The organism is Ruminococcus flavefaciens ND2009 (assembly GCF_000621785.1).
GTDB classification, from domain to species: domain Bacteria; phylum Bacillota; class Clostridia; order Oscillospirales; family Ruminococcaceae; genus Ruminococcus; species Ruminococcus flavefaciens_C.
Map to the genome: position 1 here is coordinate 565,911 of NZ_KK211346.1, position 18,998 is coordinate 584,908.

The 18,998-nt window shown below is 43.8% G+C and carries 18 protein-coding genes and 1 tRNA gene; 10 read left to right on the forward strand and 9 right to left on the reverse strand.

The genetic code is table 11. From position 1 onward, the window contains the following. Positions 1–16 precede the first annotated feature (16 nt). The 9 genes from fumC to T488_RS0109505 form a co-directional block, all read right to left on the reverse strand. Entirely contained in the window at positions 17–1,393 is a 1,377-nt protein-coding gene (gene fumC / locus T488_RS0109465; RefSeq protein ID WP_028520580.1) for a class II fumarate hydratase, read from the reverse strand. 519 nt (positions 1,394–1,912) lie between these two features. Continuing rightward, the gene (locus tag T488_RS0109470; RefSeq protein ID WP_028520581.1) at positions 1,913–2,560 is read right to left on the reverse strand and encodes a redox-sensing transcriptional repressor Rex; all 648 of its coding nucleotides are present in this window, start codon (positions 2,558–2,560) and stop codon (positions 1,913–1,915) included. Positions 2,561–2,581: 21 nt separating this feature from the next. Further along, complete coding sequence (locus tag T488_RS0109475; protein WP_028520582.1) at positions 2,582–3,793, reverse strand: NADP-dependent isocitrate dehydrogenase; 1,212 nt, start codon at positions 3,791–3,793, stop codon at positions 2,582–2,584. Positions 3,794–3,815: 22 nt separating this feature from the next. Then, positions 3,816–4,031: a hypothetical protein gene (locus T488_RS19865; protein ID WP_196243296.1), complete on the reverse strand. Its 216-nt coding sequence runs from the start codon at positions 4,029–4,031 to the stop codon at positions 3,816–3,818. 38 nt (positions 4,032–4,069) lie between these two features. Beyond that, positions 4,070–6,007, reverse strand: coding sequence for an aconitate hydratase (locus T488_RS0109485; protein ID WP_028520584.1), 1,938 nt, complete (start codon positions 6,005–6,007; stop codon positions 4,070–4,072). Positions 6,008–6,130: 123 nt separating this feature from the next. Continuing rightward, positions 6,131–7,870 (reverse strand): ABC transporter ATP-binding protein, encoded by a 1,740-nt coding sequence (locus T488_RS0109490; protein WP_028520585.1) that lies wholly within the window; start codon positions 7,868–7,870, stop codon positions 6,131–6,133. Next, positions 7,863–9,596, reverse strand: a complete 1,734-nt coding sequence (locus T488_RS0109495; protein ID WP_028520586.1) for an ABC transporter ATP-binding protein — start codon at positions 9,594–9,596, stop codon at positions 7,863–7,865. The genes T488_RS0109490 and T488_RS0109495 overlap by 8 nt, the downstream gene beginning before the upstream one ends. A 76-nt stretch (positions 9,597–9,672) precedes the next feature. Then, the gene (locus T488_RS0109500; RefSeq protein WP_028520587.1) at positions 9,673–10,905 is read right to left on the reverse strand and encodes a UTP--glucose-1-phosphate uridylyltransferase; all 1,233 of its coding nucleotides are present in this window, start codon (positions 10,903–10,905) and stop codon (positions 9,673–9,675) included. A 131-nt stretch (positions 10,906–11,036) separates the two neighbouring features. Further along, positions 11,037–11,112: transfer RNA gene (locus T488_RS0109505), tRNA-Pro, on the reverse strand. Between the two features lie 227 nt (positions 11,113–11,339). Between T488_RS0109505 and T488_RS0109510 the strand changes: the two genes are divergently transcribed. The 10 genes from T488_RS0109510 (at position 11,340) to T488_RS0109555 (ending at position 18,948) form a co-directional block, all read left to right on the forward strand. After that, positions 11,340–11,600, forward strand: a complete 261-nt coding sequence (locus tag T488_RS0109510; protein ID WP_028520588.1) for a hypothetical protein — start codon at positions 11,340–11,342, stop codon at positions 11,598–11,600. Positions 11,601–11,617: 17 nt separating this feature from the next. Then, complete coding sequence (locus T488_RS0109515) at positions 11,618–11,902, forward strand: hypothetical protein (protein ID WP_028520589.1); 285 nt, start codon at positions 11,618–11,620, stop codon at positions 11,900–11,902. A gap of 8 nt (positions 11,903–11,910) precedes the next feature. Beyond that, positions 11,911–12,870 (forward strand): dockerin type I domain-containing protein, encoded by a 960-nt coding sequence (locus T488_RS0109520; protein WP_028520590.1) that lies wholly within the window; start codon positions 11,911–11,913, stop codon positions 12,868–12,870. Between the two features lie 125 nt (positions 12,871–12,995). Continuing rightward, positions 12,996–13,559, forward strand: coding sequence for a phage head-tail adapter protein (locus T488_RS0109525; RefSeq protein WP_347496310.1), 564 nt, complete (start codon positions 12,996–12,998; stop codon positions 13,557–13,559). A 143-nt stretch (positions 13,560–13,702) separates the two neighbouring features. Continuing rightward, positions 13,703–14,959: a serine hydroxymethyltransferase gene (gene glyA, locus T488_RS0109530; RefSeq protein ID WP_028520592.1), complete on the forward strand. Its 1,257-nt coding sequence runs from the start codon at positions 13,703–13,705 to the stop codon at positions 14,957–14,959. Positions 14,960–15,016: 57 nt separating this feature from the next. Next, positions 15,017–15,448 carry an NUDIX domain-containing protein gene (locus T488_RS0109535; RefSeq protein WP_028520593.1) on the forward strand — a complete coding sequence of 144 codons (432 nt, stop codon included), beginning with the start codon at positions 15,017–15,019 and terminating at the stop codon, positions 15,446–15,448. A gap of 24 nt (positions 15,449–15,472) precedes the next feature. Further along, entirely contained in the window at positions 15,473–15,823 is a 351-nt protein-coding gene (locus T488_RS0109540) for a VOC family protein (RefSeq protein ID WP_028520594.1), read from the forward strand. 18 nt (positions 15,824–15,841) lie between these two features. Beyond that, a complete protein-coding gene (locus T488_RS0109545) occupies positions 15,842–17,116 on the forward strand; it encodes a replication-associated recombination protein A (protein ID WP_028520595.1) in 1,275 nt (424 codons plus the stop codon). A 174-nt stretch (positions 17,117–17,290) separates the two neighbouring features. Next, positions 17,291–17,734, forward strand: a complete 444-nt coding sequence (locus T488_RS0109550) for an ACT domain-containing protein (RefSeq protein ID WP_028520596.1) — start codon at positions 17,291–17,293, stop codon at positions 17,732–17,734. A gap of 20 nt (positions 17,735–17,754) precedes the next feature. Continuing rightward, on the forward strand, positions 17,755–18,948 hold the full coding sequence (locus tag T488_RS0109555; protein ID WP_028520597.1) for a homoserine dehydrogenase: 1,194 nt from the start codon (positions 17,755–17,757) through the stop codon (positions 18,946–18,948). Positions 18,949–18,998: the final 50 nt, after the last annotated feature.

The following is an 18,998-nucleotide window of genomic DNA, read 5'->3' on the forward strand; positions in this document are numbered from 1 at the left end:
TTCCTTTCGTATAATATCAAACCATTTCTTCGGGATGGAATACTTCGTCGAACTTTTCGGCAGTAAGAAATCCAAGTTCGACGCAGGCTTCCTTCAGAGAAATATTATCCTTGAACGCCTTCTTTGCAGTTTTTGCAGCATTCTCATATCCGATATAGGGATTGAGAGCTGTAACAAGCATAAGGGAGTTATAAAGGTTATGATGCATTTTATCCTTATTGGCCTTAATGCCCACAGCGCAGTTCTTGTTGAATGATGTGATAGACTCAGCAAGAAGTCTTGCGGACTGAAGAAAATTATATGCACACACAGGCATGAACACATTCAGTTCAAAATTGCCCTGTGAAGCGGCCATACCGACTGCAACATCATTGCCCATTACCTGAACAGCAACCATAGTTACCTGCTCGCACTGTGTAGGATTGACCTTTCCGGGCATGATAGACGAACCGGGTTCGTTCTCAGGAATGAATATCTCGCCAAGGCCGTCTCTGGGACCTGAAGCAAGCCATCTTACGTCGTTAGCGATCTTCATCATATCAGCTGCAAGAGCCTTGAGAGCTCCGTGAGCAAAAACTATCTCATCCTTTGAAGTAAGAGAATGGAATTTATTGGGAGAAGTAATAAAATTCTTGCCTGTAAGCTTGCTTATGTTCTCAGCAGCCTTCTCAGCAAAGCCCTTTGGCGCATTCAGACCTGTTCCGACAGCTGTACCGCCGAGAGCGAGCTCCTTGAGCTCTACACTGGCAGAAAGTATCATCTTTCTGTCCTTTTCAAGGGAAGCCCTCCAGCCGCTGATCTCCTGAGAGAACTTTATCGGAGTTGCGTCCTGGAGATGTGTTCTTCCGCTCTTTACAATCCCCTCGTTCTCCGCCTCAAGGCGCTTGAAAGTTTCAATAAGAACATCAACAGCCGGGATCACCTTATCTTCAAGAGCGATAACTGCTGCAATGTGCATTGCAGTCGGAAAGGTATCATTTGAAGACTGGCTCATGTTAATATCATCATTAGGGTGAAGAAGCTTTGCGCCTGCGATCTCGTTTCCGCGGTTTGCAATGACCTCGTTGGCATTCATATTAGACTGAGTGCCGCTTCCCGTCTGCCATACTACAAGCGGGAAATGATCATTGAGCGAGCCGCTTATGACCTCGTCGCACGCCTGAGATATAGCGTTCAGCTTTTCTACGGTCATTTTTTCAGGCTTAAGCTCGTGATTAGAAAGTGCTGCTGCCTTTTTAAGAATACCAAATGCATGAGTTATCTCTCTCGGCATAGTTTCGATACCTACACCGATAAGGAAATTCTCGTGACTTCTTTCAGTCTGAGCTGCCCAGTACTTATCGGCAGGCACCTTGACCTCGCCCATAGAATCATGTTCAATACGATAATCCATATTTATCCTCTCCCCTGACGATTTGGCATATTACGCCTTTCGGCATAGAAATACCTGTTTCACCATTACTATACATTATAAGTATACCAGTATCTTCGGATAAATTCAAATTCAGTTTAAGAATATCGGTATTCAGATATTGATATATAATTAACAATGCAAAAAAGATATATCCATAGCCATATATATAAATGATATATTTGTTTTTATATTACTCTCTTATCGCTCACAAAAACAAAGTCCGACAAGAAATATTTTTGTTGCATTTGACTTACAAACTTTGCGGTCGGTGCATTCTCAACTGATTATATAGAAACTGCCATACAATTTTTTATGTTCCCGACACTCAGTTTATGAAGTCACAGTTGCTGTATCAAGATCTTGAACATCAAAAAGCGTAATTCGTTTTCGGAATTCAAAAATATACAGATAAATATATCTCTTCAAAAACTTTGACAATTATTTCACACTCTTTCTTTAAAAAAGCGGAACAGAACCTGTCTGTTCCGCTTGTAAAGGTCATTTCTTTTCAGTACCCTCAATGTTGTTGAGTCCGTAGGAAAGTGTTGTAAGGCTGTCACCGAGGTGAACGTTTTCTACAGCAACGCCCTTGTGTGTTACCTTCAGATCGTAGTGAGTGAAGTTCCAGAAAGCCTTGATGCCGCAGCTTATAAGCGTATTTACAAGCTTCTCGGCAGCCTGCATAGGAACACAGAGAATAGCTGCAACCGGCTTGTTTTCAGCGCAGAAAGAGCTGAGTTCATCAATGCTCCGCACCTTCAGCTCGCCTATTTCCTTGCCGATAAGCTCTTCATTGATGTCAAAAGCCCCGATGAGGTCAAAGCCCTTGTTATGGAAATCTATATGAGCAGCAATAGCCTTTCCGAGATTACCTGCACCAAGAAGTATCATAGGCGTTTGTTTGTCAAGGCCAAGGATCTTGCCGATCTCAAGACGAAGATCGCTTACATTATAGCCATACCCCTGCTGTCCGAATTCGCCGAAGCAGTTGAAGTCCTGTCTTATCTGCGAAGCAGTGAGTCCCATTTTCTCCGAGAGCTCTCTTGAGGATATGCGAACATATCCGTTATTCTCAAGCTCCCCGAGAAAGCGATAGTATCTCGGTAGCCTTCTTATGACAGAGTTGGATATTGAGTTCTTTGACATTATTGTATGCCTTCTCTCTTATCACATTAATTTATCAAGTCTGATCTTTATCTCGTCAAGGAAGATCTTGGAATCTACCTTCTTCTTATTGTCAAGCTTGGAGATGAGGTAAAGATCACCTGTCATAACGCCATCCTCGATAGTCTGTATAGTCGCCTTTTCAAGTTTATCGGCAAATTCGCAGAGCTCGGGAGTTCCGTCAAGCTCTCCCCTCTTTCTGAGAGCTCCGCTCCATGCAAAGATAGTTGCAACAGAATTGGTAGATGTCTCTTCCCCCTTGAGGTACTTGTAATAGTGACGCTGAACAGTTCCGTGTGCAGCCTCATATTCATATATTCCGTCAGGTGAAACAAGTACAGAAGTCATCATAGCAAGGCTTCCGTAAGCTGTAGATACCATATCCGACATTACATCGCCGTCATAGTTCTTACAAGCCCATATGTAGCCGCCGTTTGAACGGATAACTCTCGCTACCGCATCGTCTATAAGAGTATAGAAATACTCTATGCCTGCCGCCTCATACTTTTCCTTATACTCGTTATCGTAGATCTCCTGGAAAATATCCTTAAAGCGGTGGTCATACTTCTTTGAGATAGTATCCTTGGAAGCAAACCATACGTCCTGCTTGAGATCCAGACCGTAGTTAAGGCAAGCTCTCGCAAAGCCTGCGATAGAATCATCAAGGTTGTGAAGTCCCTGGATTATGCCATCACACTTTGTGAACTCATGGATAAGCTCACGAGTCTCGTTACCGTTTTCATCAGTTACGACAAGCTCAGCCTTGCAGCCCTTGCTTACGCGCATCTCGGTATTCTTGTAAACATCGCCGTAAGCATGACGGGCAATAGTTATAGGCTTTGTCCATGTAGGGATATAGGGCTCGATCCCCTTGACGATGATAGGAGTACGGAAAACAGTACCGTCAAGTGCAGCACGGATAGTTCCGTTAGGAGACTTCCACATCTGAGTAAGGTTGTACTCAGGCATTCTTGCTGCATTAGGAGTAATTGTAGCACATTTTACAGCTACACCGTACTTCTTTGTAGCCTCGGCAGAATCAAGCGTCACCTGATCCTTGGTCTCCTCTCTGTGCTTGAGACCAAGATCATAGTATTCTGTATTAAGCTCTACATATGGTTCAAGAAGTGTTTCTTTGATCCACTGCCAGAGAATTCTTGTCATTTCGTCGCCGTCCATTTCGACCAGCGGTGTTTTCATGGTTATTTTAGCCATTGGATTGTACCTCCTTTGTACTTCAAGAAATAAGCAGTTCCAGTAATATAACGATCACAAGCATACAAACAGCTTCAACTATTCGTCTGTGTTCTCTTTTCATGTTTGATAACTTCTTTTCAAACAGAAGAGACAACAGGAACCAAATGACTATAGCTATAATGAGTACAGCCCAGTCTTTTCCTGTTCTTGGAAGTCGTACGATCCTGCCTGCAAATAATTCGTTGTCAATAAGCATATCCGGTAAGCGCATAATTAGTAGCCTCTAAAACAGTATTACTTCATTGACTCTCTTGTATAGTCGAGAAGTCCGCCTGCAAGCATGATGTCCTTTGTGCGTCCGGAAAGCTCACAGAGAACAGGGATCTCCTTGCCGTTTGTCTTGTTAACGACTATAAGCTCGGACTTGCCCTCCTCAACAGCCTTTCTTACATCTTCAAGAACAAGCTCATCGCCCTGCGCAATACTGTCATAGTCAGCCTCATTCACAAATGTGAGGGGCAGGATGCCTGCATTGATCAGGTTTGCACGGTGAATTCTTGCGAATGACTTTACCAGAACAGCCTTAACGCCAAGGTAAAGAGGCGCAAGTGCAGCGTGCTCTCTTGAGGAGCCCTGACCATAGTTTGAGCCGCCTACTATGATGCTCTTTCCAAGAGACTTTGCTCTCTCAGGGAAGCTCTCATCACATACAGCGAAGCAGTGCTGTGAGATCTTCGGGATATTTGAACGCAGAGGAAGTATCTTAGCACCTGCGGGCATGATGTGGTCTGTTGTGATATTGTCGCCTACCTTGAGCGATACGGGAGCATCAATAGTCTCAAGGAGAGGTGAAGTCTCGGGATAGGGCTTGATGTTTGGTCCACGAAGGATTTCAACGCTGTCCATCTCAGCCTCTGAAACAGGAGGAACTATCATGTTATCGTTGATAACGAATTCCTCGGGAAGCTTGAAGTCGGGCATATCACCCAGCTCTCTGGGGTCTGTAAGATAACCTGTAAGTGCAGAAACAGCAGCCATCTCAGGTGAAACCAGATAGATCTGTCCGTCCTTTGTGCCTGAGCGTCCCTCAAAGTTTCTGTTGAAAGTACGAAGAGAAATACCCTTTGAGTTAGGAGACTGTCCCATACCGATACAGGGACCGCAGGCGCTCTCAAGAATTCTTGCACCTGCATCTATGAGGATAGAAAGTGCACCGTTCTGTGCCAGCATATTGAGGACCTGCTTTGAACCGGGAGCAATAGCAAGGGAAACATCGGGATTAACTGTCTTACCCTTTAATATATGAGCGACCTTGAGCATATCAAGGAGCGAAGAATTAGTGCATGAACCGATACAAACCTGATCGATCTTGAGTCTGCCGATCTCCTCAACGCTCTTTACGTTGTCGGGAGAATGAGGACAGGCTGCAAGAGGAACGAGTTTGCTGAGATCTATGTGGAGCTCTTCATCGTAAACCGCATCGGGATCAGCAGCAAGAGGAGTCCATACCTCTTCACGCTTCTGAGCCTTGAGGAACTGCTTTGTTATCTCGTCCGAAGGGAATACAGATGTTGTTGCACCAAGCTCTGCGCCCATATTTGTGATAGTAGCTCTCTCGGGGACAGAAAGTGTCTTTACACCTTCGCCGCAGTACTCGATAACCTTTCCTACGCCGCCCTTAACAGACATTCTTCTGAGGACCTCAAGGATAACATCCTTTGCAGCTACCCAGGGCTGAAGCTTTCCAGTGAGTTCAACTTTAACTACCTTCGGGCAGGTAATGTAGTATGCGCCGCCGCCCATTGCTACGGCAACATCAAGTCCGCCTGCACCAATAGCGATCATGCCGATACCGCCGCCTGTAGGAGTATGGCTGTCAGAACCGATAAGAGTCTTTCCGGGGATACCGAAACGCTCAAGATGTACCTGATGGCAGATACCGTTACCGGGACGTGAGAAATAAATACCGTGCTTCTTTGCGACACTTCCGATAAATCTGTGGTCATCAGCGTTCTCGAAGCCGTTCTGAAGAGTGTTATGATCTATGTAAGCGACCGAACGCTCGGTCTTTACACGAGGAACACCTATTGCCTCAAATTCGAGATATGCCATTGTACCTGTTGCATCCTGTGTAAGGGTCTGATCGATACGGATACCGATCTCCTGTCCCTTGACATACTCGCCGTCAACAAGGTGTGCTCTGAGTATCTTTTCTGTTAAAGTTAAACCCATTGAAGATCATTCCTTTCAATACATAAGAATACATTCTAATTGTACAACATTTCATTCAGTTTGTCAAGAATTAAACAAAGTAAATTTAAGACATGAAGAAAGGCTTCCGAAGAAGCCTTTCTATCACGATGCAAACTGGCTGTTGTAAAGCTCGGCATAGAAGCCTCCCTTGGCGAGAAGCTGCTCATGATCTCCCTGTTCGATTATGTTTCCGTGCTTCATAACGAGTATTATATCGGAGTTCTTTATTGTAGAGAGTCTGTGTGCGATGACAAAGCTGGTCCTTCCCTCCATCAGCTTTACAAAAGCACGTTGTATACGCAGTTCTGTACGCAGGTCTATTGAGCTGGTCGCCTCATCAAGAATAAGCATAGGCGGATCCATGAGCATTATCCTTGCTAAACAGATAAGCTGCTTCTGTCCCTGCGACAATCCGCAGTCTTCACTTATAACAGTATCATATGCGTTTGGCAGTCTCTTTATGAAGCCGTGAGCGTAAACCGACTTAGCCGCCTCGATAATCTGTTCTCTTGTAGCATCAGGAGCTCCGTATGCTATGTTTTCCGCAACAGTTCCGGTAAATACCCAGGTCTCCTGAAGCACCATTCCGAAGCAGCTTCTCAGGCTGTCACGGGTGACACTGTTTATTTCCTTGCCGGAAAGCACTATTTTGCCGCTGTCAATATCGTAAAAACGCAGCAGCAGATTAATGATCGTCGATTTTCCGCAGCCGGTAGGACCTACAATAGCTACACGCTGTCCGCTTTTTACATCAAGGCTGAAGTTTTCGATGAGCTTTGTATCAGGAGAATAAGAAAAGAAAACGTCTGAAAAACTAAGTGTTCCGTCACAACTTTCAAGAACTTCCTTATCAGAATCATCGGGCACTTCGTTCTCGTCAAGCACAGCAAATACTCGTTCAGCAGAAGCTACAGCGTTCTGAAGCTCAGCAAAAACTCCTGATATTTCATTGAAAGGCTTGGTATACTGATTGGAGTAAGCAAGGAAGCTGGACAGCTTTCCTACTGTCATAGCGCCAATTATCAGGGATTTCCCTACTACACCGAGAGCACCGAGGAGTCCGACAGCTGCATAGATAAGTCCGTTGACAAATCTTGTGGTAGGATTGGTCATTGAGCTGAAAAAAGTTGCCTTGACACCGATCTTTCCATAAGCCTTGTTTATCTCATCAAATCTCGCCTCGGCTCTCTTATCATAAACGAAAGCCTTTACTATTTTCTGATTTCCAGCCATTTCCTCAGCAAGTCCCACCATGTCACCGCGCAGCTTTGACTGCTTCATATAAGAGTCGTGGGACGCTTTGGTTATCCTGGATGCTGCGATAAAAGATAACGGCGTAAGGATAACGACCACAATGGCTATCCTGAAGTTGATCGCCATCATAAATATAAGTGTTCCAATGATAGTGATAATACCGCTGAAAAACTGAGCAAAGCCCTGAAGAAGACCGTCTGATATTATCTCTATATCATTTATTACTCTGCTCGTAAGCTCGCCTTTAGTGTGTCCGTCGATATATCTGAGCGGGACCCGCTCAAGCTTGCAGAATATATCAGACCTGAGATCGCGAATAGTAAGAAATGACAGCTTATTTGTGCAAAGGCTCATGAGCCACTGAAAAAGAGTACTTGCAACTACCATGGAAGCCAGCAGTACAATGATCCTGCCAAGCTTGTGAAAATCCACATTCCCCTTACCGATACAGCAGTCTACCGCTTCTCCGATAAACACAGGGACTGCCAGTGAAAGAGAGACTCCAAGAGCTGCAAAAACAATAGTGAGCACAAAGTATCTCAAATAAGGAGCGGCATAGGAGAAAACACGTTTCAAAGTCTTAAGCATTTGCGCTGCCCTCCTTTTCGTTCATCTGAGACCTGTAGATCTCATTGTAAACATCACAGCTTTCGATCAGCTCTTCATGTGTGCCTATGCCCACTGCTTCACCTTCGTCCATAACTATGATCTTATCAGCTTTTTTAAGTGAAGTCGTCCTCTGAGAGATCATCACAACTGTCGTATCGGGAAGATCCTCACTAAGTGCGTGCCTGAACGCAAGATCAGTCTTATAGTCAAGGGCACTCGTAGAGTCGTCGAGAATAACAATATCAGGATCGCCGACAAGTGCTCTTGCTATAGATATTCGCTGCTTCTGACCTCCGGAAAGATTTTTACCGCCCTGAGAAATAACAGTATCAAGTCCGTCGGGACTGTTGCTGACGAACTCCCATGCCTGTGCGGTTTTCAGAGCCGATATTATCTCAGCATCGGAAGCATCGGATTTGCGCCAGCGCATATTCTCACGTATAGTTCCCGAGAAAAGCGCAGCCTTCTGCGGAACAATTCCTATCCTGCTGCGAAGCTGCTCATTTTCAATATCATTTACATCCACACCGAAGACACTGACGGTGCCCTCAGTTGCCTTATAAAAGCAGGGTATAAGGCTTGCAAGCGTGGATTTTCCGCAGCCTGTACCGCCTATGATACCCAGCATCTGTCCTTTTTTTACCGAAAAAGAGATATTTCTCAGCGAATAGTCTCCCGCACCTGCATATGAGAAAGAAACACTGTTGAATTCGATAATGTCAGCTTTCTTCTCATCGATCTCGCTTATGGTTCCGTTCTCCTCGGGAAGAAGCGCAAAGACCTCACTTATCCTGTTTGCGGACGCAAAAGCCTTTGTAAAAATAACAATAAGATTAGCCAGAACCACGAGAGCAAGCAGTATCTGTGTCATATAATTGGTAAAAGCAGTGAGTTCGCCCTGAGTAAGCCTGCCGACATCTATTCTCTTTCCGCCGAACCAGATAACAGCAACAATGCCGAGATTCATCACCATGAACGCCACAGGATTGAGAATGGCAGATATTTTTCCGACGGCAATGGAATTATCGGATATATCATCAACAGCTTCCTTGAACTCATCGATCTCCTCATTCTGACGCGAAAACGCCCTGATAACTCTCGCTCCCTCAAGATTCTCACGCGTCAGCAGCGAAGCTCTGTCAAGGCACTGCTGAGTCTTTTTATACATCGGAACAGTTTTTTTCATTATAAAAAATATGACCAGTGAGATCAAAGGAGCTACAACAAAGAATACAAGTGACAGTTTAAGATCGATGGTCACTGCCATAACAGCGGCTCCGATAACAAGGAAAGGCGCTCTTACCGCAAGTCTGATAAACATATTCACACCGTTCTGAACAGTATTTGTGTCGTTGGTAAGCCTGTTTACAAGAGAAGAGGTACCTATCTTGTCTATACTTTCATATGAGAGTGAATTTATATGCCTGTACAGGTCAGCCCTCAGCTCAGTACCAAAGCCGTATGCACACTTTGCCGCAAAATACTGACAGGTCAGGGCGAATCCAAGACCGCTGGCACCGAGGAGCACAATAAGCCCGCTCATTTTAATGATATATGAAGTATCATTATTTCCGATTCCGTTGTCGATTATCCTCGCCATTACTACAGGGACAATAAGTTCAAAAACCGCTTCAAGGAGTTTAAAAAAAGGTCCGAGGAGAAGCTCCTTTTTATAGTTTCTGAGATATTTCAGTAAATTCTTCATCTGTTTACATCCATCCGATCGCTGAAATTGATCATACGCACAACGACACTCCCTTTTGGGGAGTGCCGTTTTATAGTCATATTTTTATTCCGTTTGCCTTTAAAAGCTCTCTTGCCGACTCGACTGAATCTACACCGACCGCATTTTTTACAGGCGCAAATTCCTTCTCACGTACAACTTCATACGCAAGGCAGCTGTCCTGCATATGTACCATATCCAGAACGAGAGTCTCAAATTTGTGACCATTGGGAGACTCAGGCTTTATCAGATTGCCGTTATCGTCCATATAAGGTATCTTCTTCTCCACAACATGAACAGGCATCTTACGGTCACATATCTCCTCAAGCTTTTCCACACTGAAAAGATAATTGAGGATAACACCGTATTTATAAGCGAGCTCTCCGTTGTCATCAACAAGAGTACGCATCTCCTCTGTCATCTCATAGTACTCAACTATGGAAGGTCTGCCGTCTTCAAGGCAGAGAACGCCCACGCGTTCATCGGGAGAAGCCTTGCTTACGACCTTTCCGCCAGACTGAAGACCGGAGTCGATAACCGCTCCCACAAATCCGGGATCAGCTATCCTTTGAAGAACGTTATCGACAGCGAAAACATTTATCCACTCAACGCCCTTTTCCTTTATCTCATCAAGAAGTCCCGCCCTCACCAGAGATGAGAACCAGCCTCCGTTTCCATTAGGAGAAAGAGAGATCTTTGAACGGCTCTCCATAAGTACTTTTCCGCTCATGTCGACCGAAGGTGCCATGTCCTGGATAAAAAATCTGACATAAGAAGGATCGTATCCGAAATAATTCTTCTCCTTAAAGAAGTCAACTGTCTCCTTATTGTTTTTCTCGCTGGTCATTATATAGAGAGGGACCCATGCACCGGCAAGTCTGACAACATCCATAAGATTATTTATAAGGCACTGAAAAATATAGAGTTCCTCGTCCACACCTATATTGAACATACCCTTCGGCTTATCAAAACCGAGCCTTGTTCCCTGTCCTCCGGCAAGAAGAACAGCAGCGACCTTTCCGTTTTTTATTGCGTCTGTTCCGATTTTTGTGTATCTGCTGCTTTCAGAAGCTATATCTTTAATTGTAACAGCACCGAGAGGTTCAAATGTGCCGCGTAATGAATCACTGTTCTTTTCAGAATCAAGATTTTCAAGGACAGAAAAATCAGTTATCTCTATCTGATCAAGCAGATCCTTTTTTTCATCATTATCCAGTTCATCATAATACTTCAATATATGCTCCTGACCAATATCCGACAGAATACGAAATGCCTTATCGCGATCTATCATAAACTCCTCCTTGATCATGGCAACGCCAATTTACTAAAATTAATTATAACATATCATACTATATTAGTCAATGTATAAAAAAATCCGATACTCAATGAGTATCGGATTTCCGGGGTAATGCTGATCGCATCTGGTCTGAGTGACGGGACTTGAACCCACGGCCTCTACCACCCCAAGGTAGCGCGCTACCAACTGCGCCACACCCAGACGATTTTTGTTCACCGCAATCAACGATATATATTATATCACCCAAAAAGCAGTTTGTCAAGGGTTTTTTGAAAAAAATTTCAGATTTTTTTCAAAAAGTTCTGAAATCCCCTATTTCACGCTGTTTTTCCTTTCAACTTTTTTTATTATTTTTCTCTCTATAGACAAATAACAATTAATATGATATAATATTCTTGGTACAATTACATCTGTAAGGAGCAAGTATCATGAAAAAAATTTCAAATAATATCCTTTCCGCTTTACTGTCTGCAATGTTTGCATTTTCAGTATTATCTTTACTAACCGAAAACGCTTTTGCGGCACAGTCCGAAAAAAGCGGCAGTGTCTCAAAAGGAACTACCGCCATTATCATGATAGCGATCTTTATCATTACAGCTGTTTGTACAGCATTCATTACCTTTAAGATCAGAAAGAAAAAGTCAGATAGTTCATCAGAACTGACTTCACATGAGGAAAAAGAGAAATAATACAGGAGCTGAGTATTATGGATTTTGATATTGACCTCTATATTGATTTCATCTATCACGGATTCTACAGACTCGCAGATATTGAGGAGAGATTTGATGAATACCGCGAAATGGCAGAAGAAGCTGCCAAGGATCTTGGCGAGGACGAGGTCATACTCTACGCCATATATGCCTTCGATCCTGATACTCAGAAGTTCATATATGCAAATTTCATGCTGAAACGCCTTACTCTTGAGCATTACGCAAGAGTATGCGAAAGGCTTTCTAAATTCTGCAGATTATTCTGTATAGGAAACGGTTAGGTGTAAATATGATATTAAAAAGTTCTATCTCCGCATTTATATCAGCACTGCTTCTCTCCGGAGCAGCTGCAGCAGCCTCCGCCACAGCGGACAACAGCAGTAACAAAGCTGCTGATACATCTTCAGAAACAGCTGCTGCTTCAACAAGTACCTCCACTGCCGAGGAAAGTTCTTCAGAACCTACTACAGAACCGACTACACTAAAAAAATACCATATCACCTTTCTTGATTTCGACAATAAGCCGCTTAAAGTCCTGGAAGTTGAAGAAGGCGATCCTATAGACTATACTGAAGTTGATATGAAGCCTCTCCACAAGCATATAGATGAGTTCACCGAGCAGGACTTCTGTGCCTGGGACATCAAGCCCGATTTTGCCGATCAGGACTATACTATACATGCTCTCTCAAAAACAGCAAAAATCATTTTTAACAAAGCTCCTGAGAAATATAGATATTTCTCAACAAAAGGCAATGTCTCCCTCAAGGGACTTGAAGCATCTATACATATGACAGTACAGACCCCCAAAAAGGATAATAACGGTAAATTTATTACTGAGGAAAGCACAGTCGATATTTCTACAAGCTGTATCGCTCAGCCTGCTACACTTAAAGAAGCATTCGCCAATGGTGACAGCGCGAAGATAACCGTCTATCCCCGTGGAGACCAGAAAGCACTCTGTACCTTCAATATAGTCTGTCACAGAGATCTCGGTGATGTAAATGATGACGGAAGCATCAATTCTACAGATGCCTCTCAGGTCCTGGCAACTTATGCAAAGATGGCTGCAACAAAGGGATTCGCCCCTGATGAAAAGCTTCTGAAGCATTCCGATGTCAATATGGACGGAAAGCTTGACGCCCGCGATGCCTCGCATATACTTAAATACTATGCAGTTGCATCAACAGCTGCAGAAGCCATAGACTGGGAATACTTCTTCGATTACGATAAGATACTGGGCTCAAAATAACACAGAGGTATGTTTCTATGAACAAAGATTGGTCGGATATTAATAAAGAAATTCAGACACTTCTTAAGAAAAAAGATACCTACAATAGCGGTTTAGCTGCACTATTCAAACTCAGAGACCAACTTATGGAAACTGTCCTTTTGTTCAGAGACGAATTAGATCGTGAGGACTTCAATGCTATCCCGTTTATTAATGCAGAGGGATACCACAGTAAAACTATCGCCTATTCCCTCTGGCATATATTCCGCATCGAAGATATAGTAACTCATACTCTTATAAATGGTGATGATCAGATATTCTTCTATGGGAACTACAAGGAGCGTATCAATACTCCGATCATAACCACAGGAAATGAACTCGTCGGGCAGGATATTGCAGATTTCTCCGCAAAGCTCAATATTGATGAACTATATACATACATCAGCGAAGTTAAGAATAGTACAGAGTCTGTATTGTCAAAACTCCCCTTTGATATGCTGAAGAAGAAAATATCTCCCGAACGGAAAGACCTTCTTATTTCACTTAATACTGTCAGTACTGACGAAAATGCTGCCTGGCTCGTTGATTACTGGTGCAGCAAGGATATTCGCGGACTTATACAAATGCCGTTTTCAAGGCACTGGATCATGCACATCGAAGCAAGTCTGCGAATAATGAAGAAACTAAAAAAACGCACAAAAACTGCCTGACCTTCGCAAAAAAGGACTGACTGGCAGTTTTTTTGCTGTTTATAAACTTTTTTCTGTTTTCCTATTGAAATTTCAGGAAAGTTAATGTATAATTATAAAGTAATGCATTTGCGCAAATTCACTATTTTAAAGGAGTGCTTATAATGTACAACGATCTTATGGATTCAATCGGCTTCGTTAAGGGCTATGATCCTGCTGTAGGTGAGGCTATGGGCAAGGAGCTCGCTCGCCAGCAGAGAAACCTCGAGCTCATCGCAAGCGAAAATATCGTTTCCCCTGCTGTTATGGCTGCTATGGGAAGCGTTCTTACAAACAAATATGCTGAGGGCTATCCCGGAAAGCGTTACTACGGCGGATGTCAGTGTGTTGACGAGGTCGAGGAGATCGCTATCGAGAGAGCCTGCAAGCTCTTCGGTGCAAAGTATGCTAACGTTCAGCCTCATTCAGGTGCTCAGGCTAATACAGCTGTTTACTTTGCAGTTCTTCAGCCCGGTGACACTGTTCTCGGTATGAGCCTTGCTGACGGCGGTCATCTTACACACGGTTCACCTGTAAACCTTTCCGGTAAGTACTTCAACTTTGTTTCATACGGTCTTGACGACGAGACAGAGACTATCAACTATGATGAGCTTTACAAGCTTGCAAACAAGACTAAGCCTCGTCTTATCGTTGCAGGTGCTTCTGCATATCCCCGCGCTATCGACTTCAAGCGCCTTTCAGAGATCGCAAGAGCAGTCGGCGCACTCCTTATGGTAGATATGGCTCACATTGCAGGTCTCGTTGCAGCAGGCTGCCATGAGTCACCTGTTCCTTATGCCGACATCGTTACAACCACAACTCACAAGACTCTCCGCGGACCCAGAGGCGGTCTTATCCTTACAAACAACGAGTTCCTGGCTAAGAAGATCAATTCTGCTATCTTCCCCGGAACACAGGGCGGACCTCTTATGCACACTATTGCTGCTAAGGCTGTATGCTTCGGCGAGGCTCTCAAGCCAGAGTTCAAGGAATATCAGCAGAGAATAGTTGCAAATGCCAAGGCTCTGGCTGACGGTCTCCTCAAGAGAGGCTTCAACCTCGTTTCCGGCGGTACAGACAACCACCTCATGCTGGTTGACCTCCGTCCCTTCAACATCACAGGTAAGGAGCTTGAGCACAGACTGGACGAGGTTTACATCACAGTAAACAAGAATGCTATCCACAATGACCCTGAGAAGCCTTTCGTAACAAGCGGTATCAGAATCGGTACTCCTGCTGTTACAACAAGAGGTCTCGGTGTTGAGGAAATGGAAAAGATCGCTGAGTACATCTACCTCTGCGCTACAGATTTTGAAAACAAGGCTGACGAGATCCGTGCAGGCGTAAACGCTATCTGCGAGAAGTTCCCTCTTTATAAGTAATCAATAATCACCAAGGGACGGACGAACTGTCCGTCCCCTTATTTTATAGAAAATATTATGCACAGGATATTCGGATCAAAAGAAAACATACAATACTGCGACAGAGAGGGCGCATACTTTATCCCTGTCTACAATAGAAAGATCGGTGTGATACATACTCCTAAAGGTTATTTCTTTGTTGGCGGCGGAATAGAAAATGGTGAATCTCACTCTGATTGCGTAAAAAGAGAAAGTCTTGAAGAAACAGGATATACAGTTTCTGTAGGAGCAAAAGTATGCTCTGCCGAGACCTATTGCTTTCACAATGAAATAGGTTATTTTCACCCCATCCAGACCTATTATAAAGGTGAATTTACTTCAAAAGTATCCTCACCGACAGAAAATGACCATGAATTCTTGTGGATCAATTACGAAAACATAAAAGGAAAAATGTTCTGGGAAATGCAGAACTGGGCACTGGATATTGTATACAAACAATACATATTCTGATTATCGTTAAACAAGGTATTAAATATGGATCTTCACATTAATTCACTCTATCTTTGTGTAAATGATATGGATAGAGCAATAAAGTTTTATGAAGAACTTTTCGAGCAGGAAGTTACTGAAAGAGATGAATTGTACAGCGTTTTTGAAGTTAACGGCTTCCGTCTTGGCTTATTCGCGTATAAACTAACTAACGAACCTCACACTTTCGGAAGCAACTGCATACCAAGTTTCAGTGTTGATGACCTTAATCTGCTTGACGCCAAGGTCAGAGGGAAAGATGTCTGCTTCCCCATAACCCGCATAGGAAGCAACTGGGTGGCAGAGTTTGTTGATCCTGAGGGCAATCACATTGAAATGACTGCACCTGCAAAGTAAAATGAAAGGAGAACTGCTATGTCTGCACCACTAGCCGATAAAATACGTCCGAAATCTCTTGCCGATGTTGTCGGTCAGGAGCATATACTCGCCGAGGGAAAGCCCCTTCGCCGCATAATTGAAAGCGGAACAGTTCCGAATATGATATTCTACGGTCCGTCGGGAGTGGGCAAGACTACGGTGGCGCGCATTATCGCCGAAAACTGTGGTATGTCGCTGTATAAGCTCAATGGCACAAACGCTTCCCTCTCTGACATCAAGGATGTAGTAGCCGAGATAGGCACATTCGGAAGCGAAAACGGTATACTGCTATATCTTGACGAGATACAGTACCTGAATAAAAAGCAGCAGCAGAGTCTTCTGGAATACATCGAAAACGGCGAGATAACACTTATTGCTTCGACTACGGAAAACCCGTATTTCGCAGTATATAATGCTGTCATAAGCCGAAGCACTGTTTTTGAGTTCAAGCCTGTTACCGCCGAACAGCTCATACCTGCGATAAAACGCGCTTTCAAGATCATGTCGGAGGAAAACGGCTACGAAATAAAAGCTTCTGATGACATTATAACCCGTATAGCCTTTAGTTGCGGCGGTGACGTCCGCAAGGCAATGAACACAGCTGAGCTCGCTGTTGTCTGCGGAGAGCCTTCTGACGGCAAAGTAACCATAACTGAGGACTCCCTTGAAGTTCTCGCGCAGCGCAGCAATATGCGCTATGACCGTGACGGGGACCAGCATTATGATATTCTTTCTGCATTCCATAAGTCTGTACGCGGTTCGGACGAGAATGCAGCTTTGCACTATGCTGCACGTCTGATAGCCGCCGGAGACATTATCTCACTTTGCAGACGAATGCTTTGTATCGCCTCTGAAGATGTGGGACTCGCATACCCTATGGCTGTTCCGATAGTAAAAGCCTGCGTAGATTCGGCTTTACAGTTAGGACTTCCCGAAGCTAAACTGCCAATTGCAGAAGCTATAATCCTTATGGCTACAGCTCCGAAGTCCAACAGTGCCTGCATGGCTATTGATGCTGCTCTGGACGATCTGAAAAGCTGCGATGCTCTTGATTTTCCAAGGCATCTCCAGAATGTTCACTTTGACGGCAAGGGCGCAAAGGTCGTAGGTCAGCACTATCTTTACCCTCATGACTTCCATAATCACTATGTAAAACAGCAGTACCTCCCCGATGCTCTTAAAGACCGCGTTTATTATCATTACGGTGAAAATAAACAGGAGCAGTCAGCATACCAGTACAGACAAAAGCTTCTGAGCGAAGCCGATAAATAAGCAAGTCCGCAGAAAACTGCGGACTTTTTCATAGCAATATATATAAATTAGTCACGGTAAACTTGATTTTTTTGGTCTTGACAAAAGCTGTAAAAAATGTTATAGTAATTAAGTAGAATACAATTGTTCATCAGTGGTGGACGATTTTTTCAAAAAACTAAAAGGTGATCTACTATGGATACCAAATCACAGCTTATTGTTGCCGATGCAAAAATACTCCCCGAGGTTTTTACAAAGGTCCTCGAGGTCAAAAAGCTCATGGCTCAGAAGGGCGAGAAAAGCTTCGCCTCAGCCTGCAAGCGTATCGGCATTTCAAGAAGTGCTTACTACAAATACAAGGACAGCGTTTTTTCCTATGAGGAGCTCTTTAACAGAAAGATAGTCAATATCTATCTCCTTCTCAGCGACAGTCCCGGTATTCTGTCAAGTGCTCTTGTTTTTCTTCATGACCTGAATGCTAATATTTTGACTGTTAATCAGAGTATCCCCGTGGACGGCGCGGCTGCTGTCAATATTTCACTCAGGCTTACCGGCGAGTACAACGAAGAACTTGCCGCACTAAATTCAATTACTGAACTGGACGGCGTATTAGAGGTCAAGATCCTCTCAGCCGAATAGTTTACGGAGGTTTTCTTTTTATGTCAGTTAAATTTGCAGTTTTAGGACACGGTGTTGTTGGCTCTGGCGTTGTCGAGCTTTTCTATAAGAATAAGAAAAGCATCGAAAAGCGTGCGGGTGTGGAAATGGATATAAAGTATATCCTGGATCTCAGAGATTTCCCTGACTCCCCTTATGCCGATAAGTTCACAAAGAATTTTGACGATATACTCAATGACGACGAAGTAATATCTGTTGCAGAGTGCATGGGAGGTGTCGAGCCTGCTTTCACCTTCGTTAAAGCCTGCTTGGAAAAAGGTAAGAGCGTTTCCACTTCAAACAAGGAGCTGGTTGCTGAAAAAGGCGATATTCTTCTGAAAACCGCAAAGGAGCACAACTGCAACTTCTTCTTTGAAGCCAGCGTAGGCGGTGCTATACCGATAATCAGACCCCTTCACCGCTGTCTCGCCGCTAATGACATTACCAAGGTTGCGGGCATACTCAACGGTACAACAAACTTTATCCTCACAAAGATGTATAACGACAATATGCCCTTTGATGAAGCCCTGAAGCTTGCTCAGGAGCTTGGATACGCTGAAAAGGATCCAACAGCTGATATTGAAGGTCATGATGCCTGCCGCAAGATATGCATCATATCTTCTCTTGTTTTCGGTAAACACGTTTATCCTAAGAGCGTCTACACAAAGGGGATCAAGGACATTCAGCTCTGTGACGTTGAAGCTTCTGATGTTCTTGGCTATGCTATAAAGCTTGTAGCTTCCGTTACTAAGCTTGAAAACGGCAAAATTCTCCCCTGTGTAATGCCTACTCTGGTTTCCTATGATAATATAATGTCCGGCGTAAATGATGTTTTCAATGCAGTTCTCGTTTACGGTGACGGTATTGATCAGACAATGTTCTACGGCAGAGGCGCAGGAAAGCTTCCTACTGCAAGTGCAGTACTGGGAGATGTTATTGAAGCTGTAAAGCATAAGGTAACAGTATTATCTCAGTCATGGGAGTCTTCATCTGATGACTCATTTGTTTCAAAGATAAGCGAATTCAAGTCACGCTGGTACTTCAGAGTTCCTTCGGGTTCAGCGATCAATGGTGTTGAAGTTTATAACAGCGACTACGGAATGTCATTTATAACCTCTGAGGAGCTTACTTTTACTCAGGCAGAAGCTAAGGCTAAGGAGTTCGGAGCACTTGCTTGTCTCCCTGTTCTTGAATGATCAGTAATAATACAGGATACTTCCGATTTTTCGGAAGTATCTTTTTTATA